The sequence below is a fragment of the Mesorhizobium sp. M1B.F.Ca.ET.045.04.1.1 genome (assembly GCF_003952465.1).
GTDB lineage: Bacteria > Pseudomonadota > Alphaproteobacteria > Rhizobiales > Rhizobiaceae > Mesorhizobium > Mesorhizobium shonense.
Genome location: NZ_CP034448.1, coordinates 1,683,706 through 1,703,650 on the forward strand (window position 1 = coordinate 1,683,706; position 19,945 = coordinate 1,703,650).

Annotated in this window: 22 protein-coding genes and 1 pseudogene; 11 read left to right on the top strand and 12 right to left on the bottom strand. The window is 64.6% G+C overall.

Annotated elements, in window-relative coordinates; all coding sequences use genetic code 11:
- Positions 1-53: 53 nt before the first annotated feature.
- Positions 54-1,627, bottom strand: a pseudogene (locus EJ071_RS08210) (hypothetical protein).
- Between the two features lie 57 nt (positions 1,628-1,684).
- On the opposite strand from EJ071_RS08210, the gene EJ071_RS08215 reads away from it, so the two are divergent.
- Positions 1,685-2,038: a DUF1304 domain-containing protein gene (locus EJ071_RS08215; protein ID WP_126097428.1), complete on the top strand. Its 354-nt coding sequence runs from the start codon at positions 1,685-1,687 to the stop codon at positions 2,036-2,038.
- A gap of 231 nt (positions 2,039-2,269) precedes the next feature.
- Here the strand turns inward: EJ071_RS08215 and EJ071_RS08220 are convergent, their stop codons facing one another.
- The 8 genes from EJ071_RS08220 to EJ071_RS08255 all read right to left on the bottom strand — a co-directional run bounded on the left by EJ071_RS08220 (position 2,270) and on the right by EJ071_RS08255 (position 9,340).
- Positions 2,270-2,680, bottom strand: coding sequence for a hypothetical protein (locus EJ071_RS08220; protein WP_126097429.1), 411 nt, complete (start codon positions 2,678-2,680; stop codon positions 2,270-2,272).
- A 254-nt stretch (positions 2,681-2,934) separates the two neighbouring features.
- Positions 2,935-3,963, bottom strand: coding sequence for a peptidoglycan -binding protein (locus EJ071_RS08225; protein ID WP_126097430.1), 1,029 nt, complete (start codon positions 3,961-3,963; stop codon positions 2,935-2,937).
- A 1-nt stretch (position 3,964) separates the two neighbouring features.
- Positions 3,965-4,984 (bottom strand): MotA/TolQ/ExbB proton channel family protein, encoded by a 1,020-nt coding sequence (locus EJ071_RS08230; RefSeq protein WP_126097431.1) that lies wholly within the window; start codon positions 4,982-4,984, stop codon positions 3,965-3,967.
- Between the two features lie 102 nt (positions 4,985-5,086).
- Entirely contained in the window at positions 5,087-5,815 is a 729-nt protein-coding gene (locus EJ071_RS08235; RefSeq protein ID WP_126097432.1) for a hemolysin III family protein, read from the bottom strand.
- 202 nt (positions 5,816-6,017) lie between these two features.
- The gene (locus EJ071_RS08240) at positions 6,018-6,818 is read right to left on the bottom strand and encodes an inositol monophosphatase family protein (protein ID WP_126097433.1); all 801 of its coding nucleotides are present in this window, start codon (positions 6,816-6,818) and stop codon (positions 6,018-6,020) included.
- A gap of 41 nt (positions 6,819-6,859) precedes the next feature.
- The gene (gene efp / locus EJ071_RS08245; RefSeq protein WP_059190016.1) at positions 6,860-7,426 is read right to left on the bottom strand and encodes an elongation factor P; all 567 of its coding nucleotides are present in this window, start codon (positions 7,424-7,426) and stop codon (positions 6,860-6,862) included.
- Between the two features lie 164 nt (positions 7,427-7,590).
- On the bottom strand, positions 7,591-8,691 hold the full coding sequence (locus EJ071_RS08250; protein WP_126097434.1) for a tetratricopeptide repeat protein: 1,101 nt from the start codon (positions 8,689-8,691) through the stop codon (positions 7,591-7,593).
- A gap of 1 nt (position 8,692) precedes the next feature.
- Entirely contained in the window at positions 8,693-9,340 is a 648-nt protein-coding gene (locus tag EJ071_RS08255; RefSeq protein ID WP_126097435.1) for a thiamine phosphate synthase, read from the bottom strand.
- 259 nt (positions 9,341-9,599) lie between these two features.
- On the opposite strand from EJ071_RS08255, the gene EJ071_RS08260 reads away from it, so the two are divergent.
- On the top strand, positions 9,600-10,652 hold the full coding sequence (locus tag EJ071_RS08260) for a methyltransferase (RefSeq protein WP_210211912.1): 1,053 nt from the start codon (positions 9,600-9,602) through the stop codon (positions 10,650-10,652).
- A 145-nt stretch (positions 10,653-10,797) separates the two neighbouring features.
- Here the strand turns inward: EJ071_RS08260 and EJ071_RS08265 are convergent, their stop codons facing one another.
- On the bottom strand, positions 10,798-11,256 hold the full coding sequence (locus EJ071_RS08265) for a GNAT family N-acetyltransferase (RefSeq protein ID WP_126097436.1): 459 nt from the start codon (positions 11,254-11,256) through the stop codon (positions 10,798-10,800).
- 195 nt (positions 11,257-11,451) lie between these two features.
- Here EJ071_RS08265 and EJ071_RS08270 point away from each other — a divergent pair, with 195 nt between their 5' ends.
- Positions 11,452-12,222: a sulfite exporter TauE/SafE family protein gene (locus tag EJ071_RS08270; protein WP_126097437.1), complete on the top strand. Its 771-nt coding sequence runs from the start codon at positions 11,452-11,454 to the stop codon at positions 12,220-12,222.
- 39 nt (positions 12,223-12,261) lie between these two features.
- On the opposite strand, the gene EJ071_RS08275 is transcribed toward EJ071_RS08270, so the two are convergent.
- Positions 12,262-12,813, bottom strand: coding sequence for a DUF2269 family protein (locus EJ071_RS08275; protein WP_126097438.1), 552 nt, complete (start codon positions 12,811-12,813; stop codon positions 12,262-12,264).
- Between the two features lie 522 nt (positions 12,814-13,335).
- Between EJ071_RS08275 and EJ071_RS08280 the strand changes: the two genes are divergently transcribed.
- The 7 genes from EJ071_RS08280 (at position 13,336) to EJ071_RS08310 (ending at position 17,929) form a co-directional block, all read left to right on the top strand.
- Positions 13,336-13,866 carry a DUF1465 family protein gene (locus EJ071_RS08280; protein WP_126097439.1) on the top strand — a complete coding sequence of 177 codons (531 nt, stop codon included), beginning with the start codon at positions 13,336-13,338 and terminating at the stop codon, positions 13,864-13,866.
- A gap of 67 nt (positions 13,867-13,933) precedes the next feature.
- A complete protein-coding gene (gene ruvC / locus EJ071_RS08285; RefSeq protein WP_126097440.1) occupies positions 13,934-14,446 on the top strand; it encodes a crossover junction endodeoxyribonuclease RuvC in 513 nt (170 codons plus the stop codon).
- A gap of 62 nt (positions 14,447-14,508) precedes the next feature.
- Positions 14,509-14,760 carry an AbrB/MazE/SpoVT family DNA-binding domain-containing protein gene (locus tag EJ071_RS08290; RefSeq protein ID WP_126097441.1) on the top strand — a complete coding sequence of 84 codons (252 nt, stop codon included), beginning with the start codon at positions 14,509-14,511 and terminating at the stop codon, positions 14,758-14,760.
- Positions 14,761-14,762: 2 nt separating this feature from the next.
- Positions 14,763-15,176, top strand: coding sequence for a type II toxin-antitoxin system VapC family toxin (locus EJ071_RS08295; RefSeq protein WP_126097442.1), 414 nt, complete (start codon positions 14,763-14,765; stop codon positions 15,174-15,176).
- Between the two features lie 14 nt (positions 15,177-15,190).
- On the top strand, positions 15,191-15,811 hold the full coding sequence (gene ruvA, locus EJ071_RS08300; protein ID WP_126097443.1) for a Holliday junction branch migration protein RuvA: 621 nt from the start codon (positions 15,191-15,193) through the stop codon (positions 15,809-15,811).
- A 43-nt stretch (positions 15,812-15,854) separates the two neighbouring features.
- Positions 15,855-16,892, top strand: a complete 1,038-nt coding sequence (gene ruvB, locus EJ071_RS08305; RefSeq protein ID WP_067002199.1) for a Holliday junction branch migration DNA helicase RuvB — start codon at positions 15,855-15,857, stop codon at positions 16,890-16,892.
- A 134-nt stretch (positions 16,893-17,026) separates the two neighbouring features.
- Complete coding sequence (locus EJ071_RS08310) at positions 17,027-17,929, top strand: metallophosphoesterase (protein WP_126097444.1); 903 nt, start codon at positions 17,027-17,029, stop codon at positions 17,927-17,929.
- A 6-nt stretch (positions 17,930-17,935) separates the two neighbouring features.
- Here EJ071_RS08310 and EJ071_RS08315 read toward each other — a convergent pair whose 3' ends face one another.
- Entirely contained in the window at positions 17,936-19,186 is a 1,251-nt protein-coding gene (locus EJ071_RS08315) for a cellulase family glycosylhydrolase (protein WP_126097445.1), read from the bottom strand.
- A gap of 100 nt (positions 19,187-19,286) precedes the next feature.
- Between EJ071_RS08315 and ybgC the strand changes: the two genes are divergently transcribed.
- Complete coding sequence (ybgC, locus tag EJ071_RS08320; RefSeq protein WP_126097446.1) at positions 19,287-19,757, top strand: tol-pal system-associated acyl-CoA thioesterase; 471 nt, start codon at positions 19,287-19,289, stop codon at positions 19,755-19,757.
- Positions 19,758-19,945: the final 188 nt, after the last annotated feature.

A 19,945-nucleotide genomic window follows, 5' to 3' on the forward strand; every position in this document is an offset into this window, starting at 1 on the left:
GGCCGGCAACGCATCTTTTGCGCGCCTCGATCTGGTGAGCCGGCGAGGGCGCGTCAGTTGCCGTAGCGCCTGCGGAGGTGCTCGGTGAAGTAAGCAGCGTCGAGCCTCTTGCCGGTGGCGCGCTCGAGCAGTTCCGGCGTCGACCAGCGCGAACCCTGCGACCAGATCCTTTTGCGGCGCCAGTCGTTGATGGCGCCGAAATCGCCCCTGGCGAGGTCCTCGTCCGCGGACGGATGTTCCCTGGTCAAGGCCGCCCATTGCTGCGCCGCCATCATGGCGCCAAGCGTATAGGACGGGAAATAGCCGAACGCGGCGCCCGGCCAATGCACGTCCTGCATCGGTCCGTCGGCCGGGTCGTCGATGGTCGACAGGCCCAGATAGTCGCGCATCTTGGCGTCCCAGGCCTCGGGCAGGTCGGCGGGCTCCAGCCGGCCGGCAACAAGCTCCTGCTCGAGCTCGTAGCGCAGGATGACATGCAGCGGATAGGTGACCTCGTCGGCGTCGACACGGATGAAGCCGCGTTTCACATGGTGGACATGCGGCAGGATGTCGTCGAGCGACCAGGCTTCGCCGAGGTGTTTTTCGACCACCGGCAGCGCCCAGCGCCAGAAGGCGGGGTTGCGGCCGATCTGCTTCTCGACGAACAGGCTCTGGCTTTCATGCACCGCCATGCCGCGCGCCTTGCCGAGCGGCCAGTGCGACCAGGCTTTCGGCAGGTTCTGCTCGTAGAGCGCGTGGCCGGTCTCGTGCAGCACGCCCATCAGCGCCGACAGGAAATCGGAGGTCTTGTAGCGGGTGGTGATGCGCACGTCGCTCGGCACGCCGCCGCAGAACGGGTGATGCGACACCGACAGCGAGCCATGCGTGAGGTCGAAGCCGACCGCCGCCATCATGGCAAGGCCGAGCTCGCGCTGCTTCTCGATGGCGTAGCTGCCGGAGAGCGGCTTCAGCGGATGCTTGGCCAGGCGCGCATCCTGCACGGCCAGCGCGTGCGGCAGGAAGTCCCGCAGGAAGGCCTTCAGCTCGGCAAACACCGGCGTGATGTCGGCGGCGCGGTTGCCGGGGTCGTACTGCTCCATCAGCGCGTCATAGGGGGCGAGGCCGAGCGCGTCGGCGCGCAGCGCCGCCTCTTCGCGCACCAGCGCCACCACCCTTCCAGCGCCGGCAGGAAGCCCGCCCAGTCATTCTTGGCGCGCAGGTCGCGCCAGAGCTGCTCGGAGCGCATGCGCGCCGTCGTCTGGCGCTCGACGAACTCGACCGGCAGGCAGGTGAGATTGGTGAATTGCCGGCGCAGTTCCCGGACCGCCGCCTGCTGCTCGTCGTTCAGCGGCTCGGCTTCGGCGGCGGCGATCCAGTCGCCGATCTCCGGCGCGGTTGCCTGGGCGTGCAGCATGCCGGCAAGGGTGGACATCGCCTCGGCGCGTTTCTCGCCGCCACCGACCGCCATGTGGGTCGCCTCGTCGGCGCCGAGGATGGCTAACGCATGTTCCAGCGCTTCAAGCTTGTGGCCGAGTTGATCGAGTTTTTGGAAGGACATGGCGGATCCCAACTGGAAATTGGCTGGCGCGAAAAGATACCAACGCATGGAGCTTGGCAACCCTGATCGGCCAGCAGAAGAGCTGCCCATCTTGCCTTGCGGCAGCGCTGCGTGATCAATGCCGGGAACAAACGACTGGAGGGGACAATGGTCGGCAATATCCTGACCGGGCTGGTGGCGCTGATCCACTGCTACATCGTCTATCTGGAGATGGTGCTGTGGGATACGCCGCGCGGGCACAAGGCGTTCAATCTCAAGCCGGACTTTGCCAGCGCTTCAAAAGTGCTCGCCGCGAACCAGGGGCTCTATAACGGCTTTCTCGCGGCAGGCCTGATCTGGGGCCTCTATCTCGGCGCCGGCGGATTCCAGATCAAGATCTTCTTCCTGCTTTGCGTCGCCATCGCCGGCCTTTACGGCGCGGCGACCGTCGGCCGCAAGATCCTGTTCATCCAGACGGTGCCGGCCGTGCTCGCGATCGCCGCAGTTTGGCTAGGCTGGTGAAAAAAGGGCGCCCTTAGAGCCGGATGATTTCAGGTCGAACCGACCCGAAATCTGAATCCGGCTCTAAATCAAAGAGATAGAGCATGATGTCGCCCGAAAACCGCTTCACACTTTTCGGCATCATGCTCTAGGGCTCGGGCGCCAGGTGGTGCCCGCGCGACTCCACCCTACCCGCGCGCCAAAAAGCGCGCGGGCGCCGTCGCGGCAAAATTCGCTGCGATGGATGGGAACTCAACCGTTCAGATAGTAGCCGCCGTCGGCACCGTCGCCGATGAGCGGGCTGCTGCCGGTGGCGTTCCGCAGGCTCTGGCTCACATCATCGAGCTGCGCCACCAACTGCTGATATTGCTCGGATGGTATCGCGCCATGTCCCGCCGCGGCTTCCCGTTGCGCGACCCGGCTGATGCGGACGGCCTGCCTGTGAAGGTCTCGCGCCTCGGCTGGCTTGATCTTGTCCATCTGCCTCGCGGCCGTGATGCCTTGGTCCACGCTCTGCGCCTGATCGATGAGGCCCGCCGTGCGCGGGGTATAGAAGCCGGCCGATGCGGCATAGGCGCCGGCAAACGGAACGGCGACGACAAGTGCGGCGAGCGCCGCGGTCCTGGGTAACTTGAAAGTTAGGGGTAACTTGAAAGAGCGCATGGCTGCGTCTCCCTCTTGCTGGGGAAGGCAGCGCCGGAACGACCTGCCTTCCGGCCTGGGCCGTCCGGTTTCCGTCGCGTCGCGATGTGGGAGGCACCGCCGGCGGTCCTCGGCCCCATAGCAAACTTAGGAGCGGCACCGGGCAAAGTGGAATTAAAAAACGGTAATCTTTTGCGGCCTTGTCATGCCCGCATCCTGCCCTAAAAAGTCGCATTCGGGCGCAACGTCCGGCACGAACGGATTCGAGCGGCCACTCAGCGCTCGGTGAGCTTCAGCTCGATGCGGCGGTTCTTGCTGCGCGCCTCGTCCGTATCGGCCGGATCGAGCGGCTGGAACTCGCCGAAGCCGGCGGCGACCAGCCGGTTGGCCGGCACGCCGTTCTCGATCAGGAACTTCACCACCGAGGTCGCGCGCGCCGTCGAAAGCTCCCAGTTGTCGCGATAACGGCCGGTGCCGGACAGCGGCTTGTTGTCGGTGTGGCCGTCGACGCGCAGCACCCAGCTGATCTCGGGCGGGATTTCCTTCTGCAATTCGATAATGGCGTCGGCGAGCTTCTTCATCTCGACCTTGCCGGCATCGTTGATCACGTCGGAGCCGGTGGGAAACAAGACCTCCGACTGGAAGACGAAGCGGTCGCCGACGATGCGGATGTTCTCGCGGTCGGCGAGGATCTCGCGCAGCCGGCCGAAGAAATCGGAACGGTAGCGGTTGAGCTCCTGGACACGCTGCGCCAGCGCCACGTTCAGCCGGCGGCCGAGGTCGGCGATCTTGGTGTTGGAGTCGCGATCGCGCTGCTCGGAGACGTTGAGCGCGTCTTCGAGCGCTCCGATCTGCTTGCGCAATGCCGCGATCTGCTGGTTGAGGATCTCGACCTGGCTCAGCGCCTGCTGGCTGATCTGGCGCTGGTTGTCGAGCTCGCCTGAAAGGGCCGAGGCGCGCTTGTTAGCTGCGTCGCCGGCGCCGGCCCCTTGGTCCAGCAATTGCTGAAGGCGGCTTTTTTCCGCTTCCGCCGCCGACAGCGAGGCCTGCAGGTTGGCGAGCGTATCTTCCTTGTCCTGGCTGTTCGAGCGCTCCAGCGCCAGCAGCTGGGTCAGCTCGTTGATCTGCGAGTTGAGGCGGTTGAGCACCGTGTCCTTGCCGGAAATCTCGCGGCTGAGCAGGAACTGCGCCAGCACGAAGACGGTCAGCAGGAACATGATCGCCAAAAGCAGCGTCGACAGCGCGTCGACGAAACCCGGCCAGTAGTCGATGCGGCGATCGGCGCGCCGTCTTGCCAGCGCCACGTCAGTGGACCCCTTGCTTCTTCAGCGCGTCGGCGATCTTTTCCAGCGTGTTGCGCATCGCCTTCTGCTCGTCGGACTGGGCCTCGACCCAGTCGCGCATGATCTGCTGCTCGGAGCGCATGTTCTTGACCAGGCCGGAAATGCCGTCGGCGAGGTTGGCCATGGCGGTGGCGACGCGTGGATTGGAGCCGCCGCCATTCTCCTGCAGGCTGCGCAGCCGTTCCGACAGCAGGCGGATTTCCTCCGACGGCTCGGCACGGGCCTGATCGGAGACAACGATGTCGGACGACAGATCGGTGACCGAGGACAGCCAGTTCTCGAGCTCGGTGTAGAAGCGGGTCTGGGCGCGGCCGGCCTGCAGGTCGAGGAAGCCGAGCACAAGCGAGCCGGAGAGGCCGAACAGCGAGGACGAGAAGGCCGTGCCCATGCCGGCAAGCGGCGCCGACAGGCCCTGCTTCAGCGCATCGAGCACGGCCGCCGCATCGCCGCTGCCGGGGTCCAGCGCTTCGATGGTCTCGCGGATCGAGGCGATGGTGCCGAGCAGACCCCAGAAGGTGCCGAGCAGGCCGAGGAACACCAACAGCCCGACGAGATAGCGCGAGGTGTCGCGGCTTTCGTCGAGGCGGGTGGCGATGGAATCGAGCATAGTGCGCATCGAAGAGGTCGAGAAGGCGACCGCCGACGAGCGGCCGATCATCGCCTTCATCGGCGCCAAAAGCACCGGCTCGGTGGTCTCGGAGCCGGCACGGAAGGAATTGACCCAGCGCACTTCCCGGAACAGCCGCCCGACCTGGACAAAGGCGAGCAGGATGCCGACGGCGAGCACGCCGATGATCAGCCCGTTGAGGCCGGGATTGGCCGAGAAGGCTCTCGAGATCTGGCGGGTGAGGATGGCGGCGATGAAGGCGACGATGACCAGGAAGATCACCATGGTGAGCAGGAAGACCTGCGGGCTCGATAGTTTGTGCGGATCGTAGACCAGGACATCCGAGCGCCTGCCGAAGGATCTGAGAAAAGCCATCCGTGCCCCGTTTCCGATGCCACCCGCCGCGAATTTGCCGCGACTCTAAACGGAATTGTGACCAAATTGAATGGTGCTTGGCAATATCGCCGCCGCCAAGGTTCAGAACCGGCTGATCACCAGGCAGTCGACCATGGCGGCCAGATGCAGCCCGGCGCCGGTGACGACGAAGCCGTGCCAGACGGCATTGTGGAAGCGCAGGCCTTTCCAGGCGAAGAAGATGACGCCCAAGGAATAGACGATGCCACCGGCGATCAGCAGCACGACAGAGGCCGTGGGCAGCGTTTCGACCAGCGGTCGGGCGAGCACGACGCCGCTCCAACCGATGGCGAGGTAGAAGACGATCGCCAGACGGTCGTAGCGGCCGGGCAGGAACATCTTGATCGCGATGCCCGTCGCCGCCGCGGCCCACACCACAACGATCATCGGCAGGGCCAGCGACGAGGCCTGGAGCTGAGCGAGGAAGGGCGTGTAGGTGGCGGCGATCAGCAGGTAGATCGCGGCGTGATCGAAACGGCGCAATATCCACTTCGCCGGCCACGATATCGGCCAAAGATTGTAGGCCAGCGATACCGAGAGCACGGTGAGCAGGGATACGACGTAGAAGACCGCGGCGACATATTCACCGGGCCCGGAATGAAAGGCAGCAAGCGCCAGGAAGGCCGAACCGGCCGCGATCGCCAGCACGATGCCCACGGCATGAACGATGCCATCGGCGATCATTTCGGCGCGCGAATAATGCCAGCGGCCGATAAAGGGTATTTCGATCTGGGACCCGGTTTCGACCTGGGGCCCAATTCCGATCCGGGACTCTGCGCGCGCGTCGTTCATGAGTGATCCTGCAACCCTTATCTGGGCAGTCGCGGACCAGTATTTCAAGCTTCGGTTGCGGTTTTGCGACTACAGCCGCGCGTCCTTTCGACGCGCAAAGGACGCTATAGCACTTTGATTTGCGCATGATCCTTTCCGAACCTTCGGTTCGGGGATCATGCGTAGGCGCTTCAACGCGCCGCGCCGCCGGCGTGGCTGGCTGTCAGCGCGATGCCAGGGGCTTCTTGACGGTCTTCAAGAGCGCACGCTGGATGAGTTCGTTGCCGGCGACGATGGAGCCGGCCTCCAGCATGTCCTGTCCGCCATCCATGTCCGACACGAAGCCGCCCGCCTCGCGGATGAGCAGCGTGCCGGCGGCGATGTCCCAGGCCGAGAGACCGGTTTCCCAAAAACCGTCCATGCGGCCGGCCGCGACATAGGCAAGGTCAAGCGCGGCGGAGCCCAGGCGACGGACGCCGGAAACTTCCGCCATGACGTTGCGCAGCTCGATCAGGAAATTGCCGTGCTGGCCGCGGCCGAGATGCGGCACGCCGCAGCCGATCACGGCATCGGTGAGCTTGGTCCGTCCGGCGACCCGCAGCCGGCGGTCGTTCATGAAGGCGCCGCCGCCGCGCTCGGCGGTATAGAGCTCGTCCATCGCCGGATTGTAGACGACGCCGGCGACGATCTGGCCCTGGCGCTCGAGCGCGATCGAGACCGAGAAAATCGGGATGCCGTGCAGGAAATTGGTGGTGCCGTCGAGCGGGTCGACGATCCAGCGATGCTGGCCGTCCTCGCCTTCGACGGCGCCGCGCTCCTCCATCAGGAAAGCATAGCCCGGCCGCGCCTTGGACAGTTCGGCAAAGACGATCTCTTCCGCCTTGCGGTCGGCCTGGCTGACATAGTCGCCCGGTCCCTTCATCGAGACCTGCAGGTTCTGCACCTCGCCGAAATCGCGCGACAGGGACCGGCCGGCCTTCATCGCGGCCTGGACCATGACATTGAGCAGAGCGGAACGCGCCATTTTTTCTTCCTGCTGTCTTTTCTTCCTGTTGTCCGGGCCGTCTAGTCTGCGCGGCGCACGTAAGTGATTTCGTTGGTGTCGACGATGATGCGCTCGCCGGCGGAGATGAAGGGCGGCACCAGCACGCGGACGCCGTTTTCCAGCACCGCCGGCTTGTAGGAGGACGCCGCCGTCTGGCCCTTAACCACCGGGTCGGCCTCGGTGATGGTCAGCGTCACCTGGTCGGGCAGCGAGATGCCGATCGGCCGTTCCTCGTAGAGCTGGACCGTCACCATCATGCCGTCCTGCAGGAAAGCGGCGCGTTCGCCGACGAAGTCCTTTGCCAGTTCGAGCTGCTCGTAGCTCTCGGTGTCCATGAACACCAGCGCGTCGCCCTGCTCGTAGAGGAAGGAGAAATCCTTCAGGTCAAGGCGGATCTGCTCGACGGTCTCGGCCGAGCGGAAGCGCTCGTTGAGCTTGGTGCCGTTGATCAGATTCTTCAGCTCGACCTGGTTGTAGGCGCCGCCCTTGCCCGGCTTGACGGTGTTGGTCTTGACCGCCACCCACAGGCCGCCATCGTGCTCGATGACGTAACCTGGACGGATTTCGCTGCCGCTGATCTTGGCCATGGTGAACTGATCCGGAATGAGATTTTTTCGCGCGGGACGCGCGCTTTGGCGCTTCCAAGACCACAAATCGCCCAAGGAGGCAAGGGAGGGGAGGCAAGGGAGGGAGTGGCAAGGGAAAGCGGCGAGCGAGCGGATCTCGAACCGGTCCGGCATGGCAAGTGGTCTCAGGGCAGGCGATTCGCCTTCTGCAGCGCCTGCTTGGTCTGGCCGTCGTCGAGGCCCTGCAGGAAATCGTCCATCTGCGGGTCGATCAGCCCGGCGCGGCGGGCGAGGATGTACCAGGCTCCGGCCAGGATCAGATCGGGGTCGGTGCCGATGCCGCCCATATAGAGCTTGGCGAGTCGGTTCTGGGCGGCGACGTTGCCTCCCTCGGCCGCGCGCTTCATCCAGGCGAAGCCCGATTTCAGGTCGCGTTCGCCGCCGCGCCCCTCGATCATCCAGGCGGCGAGATCGATCTGTGCGGTGTCGTAATTTTGGCGGGCGGCCTGAGCCAACAGGACGCGTGCCTTGGCGTCGTCATGCGGCCTGCCGCCGGCGCCGTTGGAGTAGATTTGCGCCATCGCGTATTCGGCGTCGGCAAGTCCGGTCGCGGCAGCCCGCTCATAGTAGACGGCGGCCTTGGCGAGGCCGGCATCGCCCGGATCCTGCTGGACGAGCAATTGGGCGAAGTTGAACTGCGCCAGGCGGTTGCCGGCCTCGGCGGCGGCCTGCATCAGCGCATAGGCTTCCTTGCTGTCCTTCTTCACATAGCGGCCGTCGAGCAGCATCAGCGCGTACTGGAACTGCGCCTCCGGCACGCCCTGCTCGGCGGCAAGCCCATACCATTTCGCAGCCTCGGCCGCGTTGAGCGGCACGCCCAGCCCGCGCGACAGGATCTCGGCGACCAATGTCTGAGCGGCGGGGTCGCCATTCTTGGCCCGCACCATGGCGAGGTTATAGGCGGTCTTGTAGAGCCCGCGCTGGAAGGCGCCATAGGCGGCGTCCGGCGGCTTGGCGCCGAAGCGATCGGGGTTGACGGTGTCGGGCGATGGCGGCGCAAGCGTCGCCGGCTGCGGCAGCGGTGTTTCTATCGGCTTGTCGGCCCGCGCAGCGCCAGCATTAGGGGCGCCAGCATTAGGGGCGTCGGTATTAGGGGCACTCGCGTCCGGCACACTTGTATCCGGCCTGGGCTGTGGCACCGGCACCGCCTCCGCGCCTGCCGCCGCGGCCGCCTGGATCGTCAAGGCAGCGGCCAACGCCGCGAGGGGAAGCCGGGAGTAGCGCACGTCAGTCCTCGAAGCGCGGCGCGGTTTCGTCGAGCAGGGCGTTGGCGGCGGCGACCGCCGCGCGCGGATCGAGCCCGTCGGCGAAGACCGCGCTGGAGAGCGCCACGAATTCTGTCCCCGTGGCCGCCACCGTTTCCACCGAGGCGAGATCGGACCCGGCCATGACGATGCAGGGGATCTGGATCATCTGCGCCCACCATTGGCCGAGCGAGAGGTTGCGCGGATGCGGCTCCGGCTTGTTGTCGTAACCGAAGCGGCCGAAGAATATATAGTCGGGGCGCTCCTCACCGAGCTCCAGCGCGTCGTCGCGGGTCTTGGCGCCGCCGGCGCCGACCATCATCTTGTCCGCCAGGCGCTCGATCGTCTCGGCGAGCTCCTGTCGGTTGGCCTCGACATGGATGCCGTCGGCGTGAACGCGGCCGGCAATGCGGCTGTCGCCGGCGATGATGACGGCGATGCCGGCGGCTTGAGCGACCGGCACGATTTTTTCGGCGAAGGCCTGGAAGGTGGCATCGTCCATGCCGTTGTCGGGCAGGATCAGCGAGGCGATGTCGCCGCCGTCGAAGGCCGCGCAGATGTGCTCGGCCGTCGCAAGCGGCGGCGCGATCAGCACGATACGGCAGCGGTTGGGCGGCGTTAAATCGTTCATTGGCCTTCGATCCCGGTTTTCGCCTATGCCGGGCGAAGATGGTTGCATTGCGGCATAAAGCAATGCGTCCGGCTTGAACAGGAGGCGGGCGAAGATAGCCGCCGAAATGCATCGCGACAGCGAAGGCTTGCGCCATCGGGGACCCCAGGCAGGAGGCCCATGATTTCAGATGTAACCGAATTTCTCGGCCGCGAAATCACCCTGCAACGGCGCTCTTTGACGATGTGCGTGTCGTCGAACCCATTTGCAGGAGATGATCATGGAACCGACAATCCGTGAAAGGCGCACGGCGAACGCAGCGGAGCTTCCTACCGCTGTCCCGCTGATGGCGCTTTCGACCGGTTTCTGGGCCTTCAAGACCCTGGCCGCTGCGCACGAGTTGGACCTCTTCAGCCGCCTCGCGGGCGGCGCCGGCATCACGGTTGCCGGACTGGCGGAAGCGCTCGGTCTCAATCCACGCCCGGCCGAGATGCTGTTGACCGGCTGCGCCGCACTCGGGCTTCTGGAGAAGACGGACGGCCGTTATCGCAATACGCCGCTAAGCGAAGCCTATCTCGTGCGCGGGAAACCGTATTACTTCGGTGGCTTCGTGCAGATGGCCGACAAGCGGCTTTACGAGGGCTGGGGCAAACTTGCCGAAGCGCTGCGCACGAACCGGCCAACCACGTGGGACCCGGCAGTGCAATCCTCGGCGTTCGAAGGCGAGGATCCGACGATGCTGGCCCTCTTCTGGGAGGCGATGCATTCGCTCTCCATGATGACCGCGCGCAAGCTCGGCGAAGCCGTGGATCTCGGTCATTTCCGCCGCCTCCTCGATATCGGCGGCGGATCGGGCGCGTACGACATCGAGCTTTGCAAACAGCATGGGGCGCTGCGTGCGACCGTGTTCGACTTGCCGCATGTGGCCGCGATCGCCGCGGGAAAAATTGCCGAGGCCGGCTTGACCGACCGCATCGAGACCGCCGGCGGCAGCTTTTTCGAACAGCTTCCCGGAGATCACGACGTGCATCTCCTGTCGATGATCCTGCACGATTGGGACGAGGCGAAGAACCACGCCTTGCTGCGCCGGTCCTTCGAGGCTTTGCCGAGCGGCGGCGCAGTCGTGATCAGCGAACTTCTGGTCAATGACGAAAAGACCGGACCAGCGCCAGCCGCGCTGATGAGCCTCAACATGCTGATCGAGACGGAAGGGCGAAACTACACGCCGGCTGAATATTCGGCGTGGCTCAAGGAAGCCGGATTTCGGAACATCGAGACGGTCTGGTTCGAAGCACCCGCCGCGAACGGCGCCGTGATCGGCCGCAAGCCGTAGAGCGCAAGGCGGAGTGGAATAGGCGCCCCGCAGTTCAAATCGAGGGCATGGCGTTGTTTAGCGGGAAACCAACGCTATGCCCTCAAATGGGCATCGGCCAACCAGCCCGGCGATGACACGCCCGCCGGCCGCGCCCCCGCGGCGGTCACAGATCCAGCTTGTAGCCGATGTGACTGGCCTTGAAGCCGAGCCGCTCGTAGAAGCGGTGGGCGTCGAGCCGGCTCTTGTTGGTCGTCAGCTGGACGACCCTGCAGCCGCGTTCACGGCATTTTTCGATCGCCCATTCCAGCAGGCGCTGCCCGAGCCTTTCGCCGCGCCGGTTCGCCGCGACGCGCACCGCCTCGATCTGGCCGCGCCAGGCACCCTGCGACGACAGTCCGGCGAGAAAGCTGATCTGCAGCGTGCCGATGACATCGGCGCCGTCCGCCATTACCGCGAGCAACTGGTTCGGGTCGCTGTCGACCGCCGCGAAGGCATCCAGATAGGCCTGCGTCAGCGGCATGCGTGTGTCCTCGCGGGCGCGGCCAAGCACATCATCGGCAAGCATGGCGACGATCGCCGGGAGATCGGCTTGCCGCGCGCGGCGGATCAGGACTTCGCTCATCGTCAAACCTCATGCTGGGCCGCTGACCTTATGCATGGCCTTCGCGCCTGCCGCAAACCGTAAGGCTGGTTTGCGGGACAGTTGATCGCGCCGGCCGGCTGACGGGACGCATCGGCTATCGCGCTCTTCCGCTTTGTGGTCTATTGCAGGTCTCCCGTCATTCTCCCGCCGTTCTCATCCCCCGCCGTTCTCACCATGTCAGGCCTGCTCAGCGATCCCTGGTTCTATGCCGCCGCCATTCCGGCGGTCCTCCTCGTCGGCCTGTCGAAGGGCGGCTTCGGCGGCGCCGTGGGTTTCGTCGGCGTGCCGCTGATGGCGCTGACCATGCCGCCGGTACAGGCCGCGGCCATCCTGCTGCCGATCCTTTGCCTGATGGACATCGTTTCGGTGTGGACATGGTGGGGCATCTATGACCGCAAGATGCTCACCGACATGATGCCGGGCGCCATCATCGGCATCGGCCTCGGCTGGCTGACGGCGGCCCTGGTGACCGAGGAGATGGTGCGGCTCATCGTCGGCGCCGTCGCGCTGATCTTCGTCTTGCGCTGGATCTATCTGCAGTTCCGCCACGGCGCCGATCATGCGGCCGAGCCGAACCGCATCGCGGCCGCCTTCTGGGGCACGGTCGCCGGCTTCACCAGCTTCGTCGCCCATGTCGGCGGCCCGCCCTTCCAGGTCTATGCGCTGCCGATCCGGCTCGACCCAAAGGTGCTGTCGGGGACGGCGGCGATCTTCTTCGCCGCCACCAATGCGCTGAAGCTCATCCCCTATTTCGCACTCGGCCAGTTCGACAGCACCAACCTCACCGCCTCTTTTGCGCTGATGCCGCTGGCGCCGCTCTCCACCATCGCCGGCGCCTGGCTGGTGCGCCGCATGCGGCCGGAGGTGTTTTATCCGTTCACCTATGCGACGGTGGCCATGGTGGCGGTCAAGCTGCTCTGGGACGGTCTTGCGGGACTCATGTAATAGCGGGGCGGCTCGGCGGCCGCGCCTGCAATCGCGGTCTCAGGCGGTGCGCGGCACCATCTGACGGGTGCCGCCAAGGGCGAGTGCGGCGCCGACCGCTATCACCAGCGCCATGCCGGCGAGGATGCCGATGTCGTGCATAGCGGGCTTCAGCACCATGTCGGCAATGATCACCAGCATCACCGCGTAGTCGAAACGCGCCCAGCTCATCATGCGCTGGCCGATGGCGAGAACCGCCGGCGTCACGCCTTCCTTGGCGACCATGGCGCCCATGCGCTCCCCGGTCGGCTTGAAGACGAGCATGCCGATCGAAAAGGTCGTGGCGTAGCCGACAAGGCCGATGACGATCCACAGCTCGGAAAAGCCGACCCAGAAGCCGCACATGACGAGGCCGAAGATCAGGGTGAGCAGGGACATCGGCGCGAAGAAGCGGCCGCCGAGTTGGCCGCTGGCGCGCATCGCCTGCAGCTTGTCCTCGATCTTGCCGGCGCGCTCGGCAAGCACGCCGAGCAGGAACAGGACGAAACCGCCGCCGACCCACAAAATGGCCGAGACGACGTGAAGGAATTTGACGATCGAGTACCAGTCCATGATGTGCTCCAAATGTCGTTCTTGTCTTGCGGGCGGCACCGGTTTGCGCCGGCCGTCGAGAGGAGCGCGCGTTTTGCGGGGGGCGTGTTTCCGAACGATGTCGCGGCGGCGACCGTCTTGTTTCGACACCGCAATATGCGTTGCAGGAGATGGCTGGCAGGAAGAGGCGGTGTCCCGTTCCGGCACAGGAAAGTCCGTTCGGTTAAAAATTCCGCCCGGCGTTAAGGCTTCATTAAGCTTTACGGGCGTTTACTATGCGCATCCAGTTTTGCTGGATTCTTACCGAGTGGTTGGAGCCACTTTGTTTGACGCCTCCCTGTTAAACTCCTGAGAGCCGCCTTATCCGCGGCTCTTTTTTTGTCGCCGATGGCTCGTCGGCGTGCGCTCCGGCGTTAACCGTTTGTTAAACATGCGCTTGCCTTCGTGGGCATCGAAGCGCATTTTCAAGCCTCAGTCGTTTAAGGGTGCAGGACGTATCGGCAAGGATGCCGAATCGGCTTGCGGCAGTGCAGGGGCGTATCGATGACCGAGCCTTCGAAGGACAGCGCGAAGACCATAAAGCTCGCGGAACGCCGGGTTTTCTCCCAATCCTTCAAGCCGCTCTACCAGGAGGGGATGGGCCTGGTCGAACAGGCGGCCGAATATCTCGACGGCAAGGGCAGGCTCGAAGCCAAGAAGCTGTCGCGCACGGCTGCAACACTCTATGCGGCCGAATCGATGCGGCTGACCACAAGGCTGATGCAGGTCGCGTCCTGGCTGCTTCTGCAGCGGGCCGCGAATTCGGGTGAAATGACCCGCGACCAGGTCGCTTCTGAAAAATCCAAGGTGCGGCTCGACACTGCTTCGGCGCATGACGAGGCGTTGGGCTGGAACGAGTTGCCGAAGGATTTTCTGGATCTGGTGAGCCGGTCGCTGCGCCTGCAGGCGCTTGTGCGGCGCATGGACGAGGAGATTTATGGCGGCGCGATGAACGACGCGCCGGCCGCCGTCCTCCGCGCCAACCCGGTGTCCGACCAGATATCGCTTCTCAACACGGCGTTTGCACGCGGCTAGCCCAAGCTTGTTTCTGGTTTGTTCACAATTCGCTGGCATCGCCATACGCCGAGGTTAGACTTGGCGCATGGGGGAAGCGATTCGCATCATCGGCATCGATCCGGGCCTGAGGCGCACCGGCTGGGGCATCCTCGAGAGCCTCGGCAACTCGCTGCGCTTCGTCGCCTCCGGCACCGTGCGCTCCGACGACAAGGCGCCGCTGGCGACGCGACTCTGCCAGTTGCATGACGGGCTGGCCGAGGTGCTGCATCAAGCCATGCCGCACGAGGCGGCGGTCGAACAGACCTTCGTCAACAAGGACGCGACGGCGACGCTGAAGCTCGGCCAGGCGCGCGGCATCGCCATGCTGGTGCCTGCGCGCGCCGGACTGGTGGTCGCCGAATATGCCCCCAACGCGGTCAAGAAAGCGGTGATCGGCGTTGGCCACGGCGAGAAGAAGCAGATCCACATGATGGTGAAGGTGCTGATGCCGAAGGCGGTTTTCGAAACCGACGATGCCGCCGACGCGCTGGCCGTCGCCATCTGCCACGCGCATCACCGCCAGAGCGTCGCTTATCGGATGGCGGCGCCGGCTGGATAGCTTTGTTCTTGACTTGTTCTTCCGGTTGGAATATTTCTTACCGGTAAGAATGGAGAAATCCGATGCGTGTGACCAGCAAGGGCCAGGTGACCATCCCGCGCGACCTGCGGGAGACGTTCGGCATCGATGCGAACAGCGAAGTCATCTTCGGCATAGAAGGCGGCAAGATCACGATCACGCCCCGCCACGACAAGGGACGGCAGGCAGATCGCGAAAGGCTCGATCGGTTTCTCGCGGCGCTTGACCGCCTGGAGGGTAGCGGGGACCAAACGATGAATGCTGATGACGTCATGGCTTTGACGCGAGATCGCTAATCTTGGCGACACTTGTTGATACCAATGTGCTTATTGATATCGCCGTTCGCGATCCTGTCTGGCTGAAATGGTCGCGGCCGAAGATAGAAAATGCGCGCAGGCAAGGCAGCTTGGTCATCAATCAGATCATCTACGCAGAATTTTCGATGCGCTACGACGCGATCGATGAAGTCGACGACGTGTTGCCCGAGCATGAATACCGACGCGAAGGGTTGCCGTTCGAAGCGGCCTTCGCCGCGTCGAGAGCATTCTTGATCTATCGCCGGCAAGGAGGGCCACGAGAAAGGATCATGCCCGATTTTTTGATCGGTGCCCATGCCGTCATTCGGGGCTATCCCATCCTTACGCGCGATCCGGCGGGCTTCAGAAAATACTTTCCTGATGTCGAGCTTATCGCACCTGACACTCATCCCTAAGAAAGCTCTCGGACATGATCGGCAAGCTCAAGGGCACGCTGGACGAGATCGACGAGGACTCCTGCCTCGTGGACGTTCATGGCGTCGGCTATGTTGCCCATTGCTCGGCGCGCACGCTGGCTTCCCTGCCGTCGCCCGGCGAGGCGGTGGTGCTGTTCATCGAGACCTATGTGCGCGAGGACATGATCCGACTCTATGGCTTCCAGTCGGCGCTCGAGCGCGAGTGGTTCCGTCTCCTGATGAACAATGTGCAAGGCGTCGGCGCCAAGGTGGCGCTGGCTGTGCTGTCGACGCTGGCGCCGGCCGACCTCGCCAATGCGATCGCGCTGCGCGACATCGCCATGGTCTCCCGTGCCCCCGGCGTCGGCAAGAAGGTGGCCGAGCGCATCGTGACCGAATTGAAGAACAAGGCGCCGGCCTATGCCGGCTCCGCCAACGGCACGATCGCCCTCAAGCAGGAGCTTGGCGAAGGCGTGGCTGCAGCGCCGATCACCGATGCGGTCTCGGCGCTCGTCAATCTTGGCTATTCGCGCGACATCGCCGCCAATGCCGTGTCGGCGGCGCTGAAATCGGCCGGCGAGGGCGCCGACGCCTCGAAGCTGATCCGCTTCGGCCTGAAGGAACTGGCGCGGTGAGGCAGCGCTTGTCCCGATCCTTGCCGTATGCAAGGAAGGCGGCATGAGCCTTTCGCCCCGCCTCATTGCCCCCGACAAGCGCGGCGAGGATGCCGACCAGAGCTTGCGTCCGCAATCGCTCGACGAATTCGTCGGCCAGGCGGCGGCGCGTGCCAACCTCAAGGTCTTCGTCGATGCCGCCAAGAGCCGCGGCGAGGCGCTCGACCATGTGCTGTTCGTCGGCCCGCCGGGGCTTGGCAAGACGACGCTGGCGCAGATCATGGCGCGCGAACTCGGCGTCAACTTCCGCTCGACGTCTGGTCCCGTCATCGCTAAGGCCGGCGATCTGGCCGCACTTCTCACCAATCTCGAAGAGCGCGACGTGCTCTTCATCGACGAGATCCACCGGCTCAATCCGGCGGTCGAGGAAATCCTCTATCCGGCGATGGAGGATTTCCAGCTCGACCTGATCATCGGCGAAGGGCCTGCGGCACGCTCGGTCAAGATCGACCTCGCCCGCTTCACGCTGGTCGCCGCGACGACCCGGCTCGGGCTTTTGACCAATCCGTTGCGCGATCGTTTCGGCATTCCGGTCAGGCTCAATTTCTACACGGTCGAGGAGCTGGAGCAGATCGTGCGCCGCGGCGCCCGCATACTCTCGATGCCGCTCGGCGACGACGGCGCGCTGGAGATCGCGCGCCGTGCCCGCGGCACGCCGCGCATCGCCGGCCGGCTGCTGCGCCGGGTGCGCGACTTCGCCTCCGTCGCCGGGAACGGCCATGTCGACAAGCGCATCGCCGACGAGGCGCTGACCAGGCTGGAAGTCGACGGGCTCGGGCTCGACGCGCTCGACCGCCGGTATCTCTCGATGATCGCCCGCAACTTCGGCGGCGGGCCGGTCGGCATCGAGACGATCGCGGCCGGGCTCTCCGAGCCGCGCGACGCCATCGAGGACATCATCGAGCCCTATCTCATCCAGCAGGGCTTCATCCAGCGCACGCCGCGCGGCCGCGTGCTGACCGCCAATGCCTGGCGGCACCTCGGCCTCGAAGCGCCGAAGGACCTCGCCCAGCAGCAGATCAGCCTGTTCCAGGAAGAGTAACGGACATTTGTCCGCCTGTCGGGCAGAAAACGGCTTGTCTGCGTAGAATCTGCTCGCCTTGGCCTAGCTGAAGGCACAATTGCCGCCTTTAAGGCAAGGGTCGCTTAATGGATCCCAAGGGCTTGGGCTGACCGATGATCACCAGACGTGGCTTTTTGCGCCTCATCGGCGGCTCGGTCCTGTCGATGGTGTCGCTCAGTGCCTATGCGGTCGGCATCGAGCCGATGCTGCTCACCCATGTGAAGCGCTATGCCTTGACCCCGCCGCACTGGCCCTCGGGACTCACGCTGCGCGTCGTGGCGCTGGCCGACATCCATGCCTGCCGGCCCTGGATGACGCCGGAGCGGATCGCCTCGCTGGTTGAGCAGACGAATGCCTTACAGCCAGACCTGATCCTGCTGCTTGGCGATTATGTCGCCGGAATGCGCCTGGTGACGGCCGACGTATCCGCACCGGATTGGGCGTCCGCCCTTTCAGGACTGAAAGCGCCGCTCGGCGTGCTCTCGATCCTCGGCAATCACGACTGGTGGCACGATTATGCCGCTCAGGTGGCCGGAGCCGGGCCGACGGTCGCGCGCCGGGCATTGGAGAGCGTCGGCATCCCGGTGCTGGAAAACGACGTCGTGCGTCTGGAGAAAAGCGGGCATGGCTTCTGGATCGCCGGACTTGCGGACCAGCTGGCGATCCGGCCGAGCAAGGCCCTGGGCCGCCACGGCTTCAAGGGTTTGGACGATCTCAATGGCACGCTGGCCAAGGTGCGAGATAGCGACCCGATCGTCCTGCTCGCGCATGAGCCGGATATCTTTCCGAAAGTGCCCAGGCGGGTTTCGCTGACGCTGTCCGGCCACACCCATGGCGGGCAGGTGCGGCTGTTCGGCTATTCGCCGGTCGTGCCGTCCGACTTCGGCAACCGCTATGCCTACGGCCATGTCGTCGAGAACGACCGCAACCTGATCGTGTCGGGCGGGCTCGGCTTCAGCATCATGCCGGTGCGTTTCGGTGTGCGGCCGGAAATCCTGCAGATCGACTTGGGTTGAGCCACCTCAGTGAAGCGACCTGATCGCGTCCATCACGTTGGGCTCGGCCTTGTCGCCGTCGAAGGCATCGACAATGCCGAAAGCGCCGCCATAACCCCATACCGACCAGGAGAAGCCGTGCGTCTCGGCGCGCGCGATCATGTCCTTGACATAGGCGGCGCGGTATTCGGCAGGCATCACATAGGCATTGCCGTATTCCTGGCGGATCATGCCGAACTCGCCGAGCGTGATGTTTTCGGGCTTGATGCCGTTGGCTGTCGCCCAGTCCTCGACGGTCTTGAACGGCGCATCCATTTGGCCGATGAGCTTGTCGGGCGTGTCCATGCCGGCGACCTGCTCGTCGAGATAGGCAAGCATGCCGCTGCGGCGCGTCCATGGCGCCTCGGCCCCGATCCTGTCGCGGATCGTCTCCAGCGCCACGTCGAGCCGGGCGCGCGGCACGGCGGTCAGCGGATAGGGCAGGCCGGTGACGTAGCGGATGAAGTCGCCGGCCCAGGTCGCGCCCTGATGCGTCAGAAGGAACGGATCATAGGAATGGAAGGTCCAGATGACGTTGTCGTCTGGGATCGCCTTCGGATCGACCTTCGCCAGCGAGGCCGCGTTCGAATAGCAGCCGCCGGTGAGGATGAGCGTCAACCTGGTGGCGGAAGATCGCGCCGCCGCGAACAATTTCTTCTGGCGGTCCGGCCACAGGTTCGTGCCGTTCCCGTCGCAATCGACGATCGGCTCGTTCATCAACTCGAAGGCGACCTGGCTCGGGTCTTCGGCGGCGAGCGTATGCGCCATCTTGCGCACGACCTCGACATAGGCGTCGAAGGTGGCGGGATCGTCCATCACCTCGCTCATGCCGATCTTGCGGCTGCCGCCGGCCGGGATCAGATGCAGGTCGACGATCACTTTCAGCCCGGCGCGGTTGATCAGGCGCGCTGAGTCCCGCACGCTGGCATAGAGGTCGTCGCGCAGTGCAAGGGTCTCGTCGGACAGGAAGGGCGAGGGATCGACCGGCATGCGCAGGAAATCGAAACCGGCATCCTTAAGCGCCTTGAGGTCATCCTCCTTCAGGAATTTGCGCCATTCCGGATAGGGCAGGATGGCGTTCGGGTCGTTCCATTTCTCCTCGCCGGTCCAGGTCGTCCACTGGTCGAGATTGAGGCCACGCTTCATCGAGAACGTCGCCGCCTCGGCGGGCAGCACGAGAGCGCCAAGCGCCAGCAGCGCCGCCATCAAGGTCTTGATCATCGCGCCCAACAGTGCCATCCCGTTCCCGCGCCGAGCGCGCCGCTCCGAACCGTCCGGAGATCCGGGGAAGGGCGCGCGAACGAACAGGTGCCTGTTCGGGCCCAAAAAGGAAAGCGCGATGGACGATCATGGTGAATCGGCGCTCGGCGCCGGGCTTTCCGGGGTGCTGACGGAGTTCGGCCACCGCCTCATGGCTCGCGTCTATTATGCCGACACCGATTTTTCCGGCGTCGTCTATCACGCGCGTTATCTCGAATTCCTCGAGCGCGGGCGCTCCGATTATCTCAGGCTCGCCGGCGTCCATCACACCGAGCTTTTGGACGGCAAGCATGGCGAGCGCATCGTCTGGGTGGTCAGACGCATGGAGATCCATTTCCGTTCGCCGGCCCGCATGGATGACATCCTCACCATCGACACGCGCACCGAGGACATTTCGGGCGCCCGCATCTTCATGGCGCAGCAATTGAAACGCGGCGGCGAAGTGCTGGTGGAGGCGAAGGTCGAGGCGGCGATCATTGGCGAGAACGGCCGGCCGAGGCGTTTTCCGAAGGAGTGGGTTGCGGCTTTTATACCGACGGGTCGCAGTTGATCCCAACGATGGCATCGCCATACTTCTGAAGCCGTTAACCGGCCCGCTCAAAGCGTAGCGCCGGACTGCCGGGCGCGGCAATGCGCCGCGCTTTATATCCTAACCTATCCTTAACCATAACGGTTCATGAAGGAATTGGTGAAGATCGGTGCAATTCGTGCGCCTTCCTTTCACCAATATTTGCCCCG

Excerpts from the sequence above, each read along its gene's own strand:
- EJ071_RS08215 (WP_126097428.1), top strand. The coding sequence starts at position 1,685 with ATGGTCGGCAATATCCTGACCGGGCTGGTGGCGCTGATCCACTGCTAC.
- EJ071_RS08230 (WP_126097431.1), bottom strand. The coding sequence starts at position 4,984 with ATGGCTTTTCTCAGATCCTTCGGCAGGCGCTCGGATGTCCTGGTCTAC.
- EJ071_RS08280 (WP_126097439.1), top strand. The coding sequence starts at position 13,336 with ATGACCGAGCCTTCGAAGGACAGCGCGAAGACCATAAAGCTCGCGGAA.
- EJ071_RS08235 (WP_126097432.1), bottom strand. The coding sequence starts at position 5,815 with ATGAACGACGCGCGCGCAGAGTCCCGGATCGGAATTGGGCCCCAGGTC.
- EJ071_RS08240 (WP_126097433.1), bottom strand. The coding sequence starts at position 6,818 with ATGGCGCGTTCCGCTCTGCTCAATGTCATGGTCCAGGCCGCGATGAAG.
- EJ071_RS08260 (WP_210211912.1), top strand. The coding sequence starts at position 9,600 with ATGGAACCGACAATCCGTGAAAGGCGCACGGCGAACGCAGCGGAGCTT.
- EJ071_RS08220 (WP_126097429.1), bottom strand. The coding sequence starts at position 2,680 with ATGCGCTCTTTCAAGTTACCCCTAACTTTCAAGTTACCCAGGACCGCG.
- EJ071_RS08265 (WP_126097436.1), bottom strand. The coding sequence starts at position 11,256 with ATGAGCGAAGTCCTGATCCGCCGCGCGCGGCAAGCCGATCTCCCGGCG.
- ruvA (WP_126097443.1), top strand. The coding sequence starts at position 15,191 with ATGATCGGCAAGCTCAAGGGCACGCTGGACGAGATCGACGAGGACTCC.
- EJ071_RS08315 (WP_126097445.1), bottom strand. The coding sequence starts at position 19,186 with ATGGCACTGTTGGGCGCGATGATCAAGACCTTGATGGCGGCGCTGCTG.
- EJ071_RS08290 (WP_126097441.1), top strand. The coding sequence starts at position 14,509 with ATGCGTGTGACCAGCAAGGGCCAGGTGACCATCCCGCGCGACCTGCGG.
- EJ071_RS08255 (WP_126097435.1), bottom strand. The coding sequence starts at position 9,340 with ATGAACGATTTAACGCCGCCCAACCGCTGCCGTATCGTGCTGATCGCG.
- ybgC (WP_126097446.1), top strand. The coding sequence starts at position 19,287 with ATGGACGATCATGGTGAATCGGCGCTCGGCGCCGGGCTTTCCGGGGTG.
- ruvB (WP_067002199.1), top strand. The coding sequence starts at position 15,855 with ATGAGCCTTTCGCCCCGCCTCATTGCCCCCGACAAGCGCGGCGAGGAT.
- EJ071_RS08310 (WP_126097444.1), top strand. The coding sequence starts at position 17,027 with ATGATCACCAGACGTGGCTTTTTGCGCCTCATCGGCGGCTCGGTCCTG.
- efp (WP_059190016.1), bottom strand. The coding sequence starts at position 7,426 with ATGGCCAAGATCAGCGGCAGCGAAATCCGTCCAGGTTACGTCATCGAG.
- EJ071_RS08270 (WP_126097437.1), top strand. The coding sequence starts at position 11,452 with ATGTCAGGCCTGCTCAGCGATCCCTGGTTCTATGCCGCCGCCATTCCG.
- EJ071_RS08275 (WP_126097438.1), bottom strand. The coding sequence starts at position 12,813 with ATGGACTGGTACTCGATCGTCAAATTCCTTCACGTCGTCTCGGCCATT.
- ruvC (WP_126097440.1), top strand. The coding sequence starts at position 13,934 with ATGGGGGAAGCGATTCGCATCATCGGCATCGATCCGGGCCTGAGGCGC.